The sequence below is a fragment of the Mycobacterium sp. E3298 genome, assembly GCF_001666895.1.
Lineage (GTDB): Bacteria > Actinomycetota > Actinomycetes > Mycobacteriales > Mycobacteriaceae > Mycobacterium.
Genome location: NZ_LZJB01000440.1, coordinates 1 through 5204, shown reverse-complemented (window position 1 = coordinate 5204; position 5204 = coordinate 1). Strand labels below are relative to the sequence as shown.

Below are 5204 nucleotides of genomic sequence, written 5' to 3'. Positions count from 1 at the left end.
CGCTTTCCAGCAGCGTGACGTTCGCGGCGGTGTCGCCGGCCACGCCCAGTGACTTCAACACCAGCTGGCAGAACTGGTGGGTGGTGGCGATGGTCGCCGCGTCGAAGCCCGCCAGCCCGTCGCGGAGCCGCTGCCTGCGCGCTGCGCGTTCCTCGTCGGTGTCGTCGAGCAGGTATGCCACCAACTGGTTGTCGCCGGCGGCCGACGGGTCGTCGAAAGCCGCCACCGCGGCGACGATTTGGCCGCGGACCCGTTCACGCAACTCCTGGCTGGCGGCCCGGCCGAACGTGATCAACAGCATCTGGTCCAGCGTCGCGGCGCCCTCGGCGAGGTAGCGGGTCACCAGGCCGGCCAGCGCGAACGTCTTGCCGGTGCCCGCGCTGGCCTGCAGCACCGTGGTCGACCGATCGGCGGGCAGCGGGCCGAGCAGATCGAAGCGCTCTGTCACCTGCCCCATCTCAGGGCTTCCTTTCGGCCCGCAGCATCGGCAGCCAGACCCGCGCGGCGTAGGCGCCCAACCGGGTGTCTTCGCCGTCGAACTCCTCACCCGGCCGCACGGGCCGCATCAGATCGGACAGCCGGGTGTTCTTGCCCCAGGCCCGCAGGTGCGCCGGCTCCTCGTGCTCGTACTTCCACCGGTACTGCGCCTCGCGCAGCGGATCGTCGCCGCAGTGCCGCGCGGCCGCCCACGCGTAGGACGTCTTGATGGGCAGCGGAATCGGCTCCCGGCGGCCCGCGTCGTAGACCGCCACCAGCTCGCGCAGCAGTGTCAGGGCGTCGTCGCGCGGCCGTCCCAACCCCTCGACCCGCGGGGTGATGCCCCGCTTCAGGCGGCCGACGCACACCGCCGACCAGTCCCGGCCCGGGTCGTGAGCGATCAAGGCCAGCAACGGGATCCACGCCTCGAGCAGGTGCTTGCCGTCCAGCTTGGAGTACGTCACCGACACCAGCCGCTCGCCGTACACCGGCGACACCGTGCCCGTGAGCCTGCGCCCGGAGCCGAGATCGACGTCGACGTCATACGCCCGGGCGTCGGCCCCCCGGTATTGCTGCGCTTTGGCCGCCAGCAGCGCGGCCTGGTCGCGGACTTCCGTCGCGGTGCGCCAGCCCAGTTGGCCGGGCGGCAACGTGCCCCGCCGCCACTCGGCCTGCCGGGCATCGTCCGGCGTCCACCCGCGCAGGATGTCGCCCAGCATCCGGTCGCCGACGGTCCACTCCTCGAGGGCGTCGAGGTCGACGGGCATCGCGTCTTGCACGCCGTCGACGTCCCGCGGCAGGGTGAAGTCCAGCGCGCGGAAGAAGCCCTTAACCGGATCCTTGAAGAAGCCGACGAGGTCGGCCAGGATGACGTCGTCGGCGGGCGGTGGCGGCAGCGGTCCCGCGATGAACCGGGGTGCCTCGCCCCGCTCGCCCGCGGCGACCCTGGCCGCCCGCAACACGGTCGGGTCGAAGCTGAAGGGCACCGTCGGCACCAGCCTGCCCGGGATGACGTTGCGAATGTCGAAGGGCTGCAACGGATGTTCGACCACGATGCGCCCGCGAATCTTCTCGCCCGACACCGTCATGTCCAGCGTGTCCAGCAGTTCGGCCAGCGGCACCGCCGGTGGGCGCGGCTGGCCCGAGTACTCGTTGGCGCCGGTGTAGGTGATCACCAGCTTGTCGGTGGCCGCGCCGACCGCGTCGAGCAGCAATTGCCGATCCTCGGAGCGGATGTCGCGTTCGCCGGTCATCGGGTCGCGCGCCAGCGCGTCGTCGCCGTCGACGACGCCGAGCCGGGGGAACACCCCGTCGTCGAGGCCGACCAGGCACACCACCCGGTGCGGCACGGAGCGCATCGGGACCATCGTGCACACCGTCAGCGTGCCGGTGCGGAAGTTGGCGCGCGTCGGGCGCCCCGCCAGGCGTCCCTGCAGCAGCGCCCGGATGTCGGGCAGCCGCAGCGGTGTGTCGGCCCGCGGCCCGGCGTCGGCCAGCGTCGAAGCGAATTCCCGTTGCATCTGGCCGGTCTGCCACAGGTCCGCGTCGTCGACACGGGTCAACAGCTCGATCCCGTCGGCCAGCGCGGCCAGCCAGTCGCGCAACGGCCTGGTGCCCGTGAGCGAGTCGACCACGCGCTGCAGCCGCGACACGAATTCGGCGAGCTGGCCGGCCAACTGGACGCGGTTGCTGCTGACGTCGTCCAGGGGCAGTGTGGCGTCGATCCAAGCGTGCGAGTCGTCGGACATCGCGACGCCGGCCAGCACCCGGTCGATGCCGAAACGCCAAGTGTTGTGTACGAAGTCGACGTGGTAGGGCCGTCGGTGCTCCTGGTCGAACCCCCACCGGATGTTGGCCTGGCGGACCCAGCGGGTGATGGCCTCCAGGTCGTCGTCGGTGAAACCGAAGCGGGCCCGCACCGGCGCGGCCTCGGCGAAGTCGAGCACCTCGCTGGCGGTCACCCGGCTGCCCGCCAGCGCCAGCAATTGCGAGGCGACGCCGAGCAGCGGATTGGTTTGCAGCGGTGAGCGATCCGCGAGCCGCACCCGCAACCGGTGCGCGGGATGCGCGCCGCGCACCACGTCGCCGAGCCCGAAGTCGGCGACGATCAGCGGCGCGTACGTCTCGATGTCCGGACACATCACCAGGATGTCGCGCGGCTCCAGTGTCGGGTCGTCCTGCAGCAGGCCGAGCAGGACCTCGCGCAGGACGTCGACCTGGCGCGCCGCACCGTGACAGTTGTGCACCTGCACCGATCGGTCGTCGTCGGCGAGCGTACGCCCTTGTGGCCGAACGGCATTCGCGGCGATGTCGGACTGCAGCCAGCCGAGCAGCGTGTCGGGCCGCTCCGGCGCGGGCAGGTATTCGTCGGTGTGCGGGTCGGGGGGCAGGCCGCGTTGCAGCTCGCGCAGGTCGCGCCCGAGCGTCGCCAGCAGGGGATGGTTCACGCTGCGGTGGCCGGTGTCGGCGCGCCGCGGGATCGCCCCCCGGGCGCCGGCCAGCGCGCGCCACAGTTCGTCGCTGGGATGCGGCAGCCACAGGTGCAGGTCATGGTGGGTGGACAACGCGTCCAGCAGCTCCACGTCGGTGCACGCCAACCGGGTGTGCCCGAACAGCGACAGCCGCCCCGGCAGGTCGGCCGGGCCCCCGCGGAGCCGGGTCACGGCCCGCTGATGGCGGACGTGCGGGGGATCGGCGGGCACCGCGTCCACCAGCGCCCGCCAGAGCTCGGGCTGCCAGGCCAGGTCGGGGTCTAGGTCGCCCCGCTCGCCGGCCAGCCAATCGGCGAGCAGCCCCGGACGCTGCCTGGCGTACGAGGCGAACAGGCCGGCCAGCCGTCGCGCCACCGAGTATCTGCGCCCGCGGCGCAGCTCGGCCTCCGCCTCCGTCGACGCGAAGTGACCCAGATGCGTTGCCAGCGTGCGGCACCACGGCTCGTCCAGCGAGCAGTCGATCACGGCCAGCAGCGGCCACGCCATCGCGTCGGGCGACCACGGGTCCTCGTCGGCGGTGCCGGTGAGTTCGGCGATCAGGGACGCCGGGCTGCGGAACGCCACCCCGGCGCACACCCCGTCACCGCCGCGGGCGCGGCCGAGCACATGTGACAGCCGCTGGCTGAGCCAGCGTTCGACGCCGCGCGCCGGCACCAGCACCAGTTCCTCGGTGAAGGGGTCGGTCGGCGGGTCGGCCAGCAGGGCGCCGAGGCCGTCGGCAAGGAGGTCGGTGCGCTCGGCGCGGTGGAGATGAAGCGACATCGCGGTGCCACGATAGCCCCGGACACCGACACGAGTGGGTTACTTGGCCAGCGTGAACTGATTGATGTCGATGTAGCCGTCCCGGAACGCCTTGGCGCAACCGGTCAGGTACCTCATGTATCGCTGGTAGACCTCTTCGGACTGGATCGCGACCGCCTCGCTGTGGCGGGCCTCCAGCGCCGCCGCCCACAGGTCGAGGGTGCGGGCGTAGTGCAGCTGCAGCGACTGCCTGCGGGCCAGGTTGAACCCCATCTTCGAGGCGTGGAACTCCACCATCTCGATCGGCGGCAGCTGGCCGCCCGGGAAGATCTCGGTGGCGATGAAGTTGTTGAAGCTGGTCTGCTCCTCGGTCATCGGCAGGCCGTGCTCGACGATCTGCTCCGGCGTCAGCATGGTGATCGTGTGCAGCAGCATCACCCCGTCGTCGGGCAGGACGCGGTAGGCCTTCTGGAAGAAGTCGTCGTAGCGGTCGTAGCCGAAGTGCTCGAACGCGCCGATGGAGACGATCCGGTCGACGGGCTCGTCGAACTGTTCCCAGCCCTGCAGCAGCACCCGCCTGCTGTGCGTGGTGTCCATCGCGTCGAACAGCTTCTGCACGTGGGCGGCCTGGTGCTCGGACAGCGTCAGGCCGATGACGTCCACGTCGTATTTCTCGATCGCGCGGCGCATCGTGCCGCCCCAGCCACAGCCGACGTCCAGCAGGGTCATCCCGGGCCGCAACCCCAGCTTGCCCAAAGCCAGGTCCATCTTGCGCAGCTGCGCCTCTTCCAGCGGGATGTCGCGCATGCGGTCGAAGTATGCGCAGCTGTAGGTCATCGTGGGGTCGAGGAAAAGCCGGAAGAAGTCGTCGGAGAGGTCATAGTGTGCCTGGACGTCTTCGAAATGCGGCGTCAGGTTCTCAGTCATGCCGGCTACGCGCCTTTCTGCATCCGGGGCCATTCAGCTGTACACGAGCGCGCGGCGCAGCTGGTTCACCATGGCTTCCCGAATGGGCCGGAATAAAACTTCGGCGTGCCCGTACGCGGGGAATTCCGACGACGTTACCCCTGTTTACCGGGGGTCAGGTGGAAAACGAGGAGGGACACATGGAGGCTTGGGACGCGATACGCGCCCGGCGCAACGTCCGGCAGTACCGGCCGGAGCCGGTTTCCGAGGAGGACCTGAACCGCATCGCCGAGGCCGGCTGGCGCGCGCCGTCGGCGAAGAACCGGCAACCGTGGGACTTCGTGATCGTCACCGACCGGGCGCAGCTGCAGGAGCTGTCGACCGTCTGGCAGGGGGCCGGTCACATCGCCGCCGCCGCGGCCGCGATCGCGATCGTCGTGCCCGTTCCGCCCGACGAGCGCCGGGTGATCACCGACAACTACGACGTCGGCCAGGCCACGATGGCGATGATGATCGCGGCCACGGACCTGGGGATCGGGACGGGCCACTCGTCGGTGGGGGACCAGGAGAAGGCGCGCGCCATCCTGG

The 5204-nt window shown here is 70.8% G+C and carries 4 protein-coding genes; 1 reads left to right on the top strand and 3 read right to left on the bottom strand.

The window, feature by feature from the left end; all coding sequences use genetic code 11:
• The 3 genes from A9X05_RS20720 to A9X05_RS20710 form a co-directional block, all read right to left on the bottom strand.
• Positions 1-457 (bottom strand): UvrD-helicase domain-containing protein (locus A9X05_RS20720; RefSeq protein ID WP_156736871.1); only part of this gene is annotated, 457 nt, incomplete at its 3' end.
• A 1-nt stretch (position 458) separates the two neighbouring features.
• Complete coding sequence (gene recC, locus A9X05_RS20715; protein ID WP_067783839.1) at positions 459-3731, bottom strand: exodeoxyribonuclease V subunit gamma; 3273 nt, start codon at positions 3729-3731, stop codon at positions 459-461.
• 39 nt (positions 3732-3770) lie between these two features.
• A complete protein-coding gene (locus tag A9X05_RS20710; RefSeq protein WP_067757383.1) occupies positions 3771-4637 on the bottom strand; it encodes a cyclopropane mycolic acid synthase family methyltransferase in 867 nt (288 codons plus the stop codon).
• 179 nt (positions 4638-4816) lie between these two features.
• Here A9X05_RS20710 and A9X05_RS20705 point away from each other — a divergent pair.
• The coding region (locus A9X05_RS20705) for a nitroreductase family protein (protein WP_067783841.1) at positions 4817-5204 on the top strand (388 nt) is incomplete at its 3' end.

Bases quoted from the DNA above. Each gene is read 5' to 3' on its own strand.
- recC (WP_067783839.1), bottom strand. From the start codon at position 3,731: ATGTCGCTTCATCTCCACCGCGCCGAGCGCACCGACCTCCTTGCCGAC.
- A9X05_RS20710 (WP_067757383.1), bottom strand. From the start codon at position 4,637: ATGACTGAGAACCTGACGCCGCATTTCGAAGACGTCCAGGCACACTAT.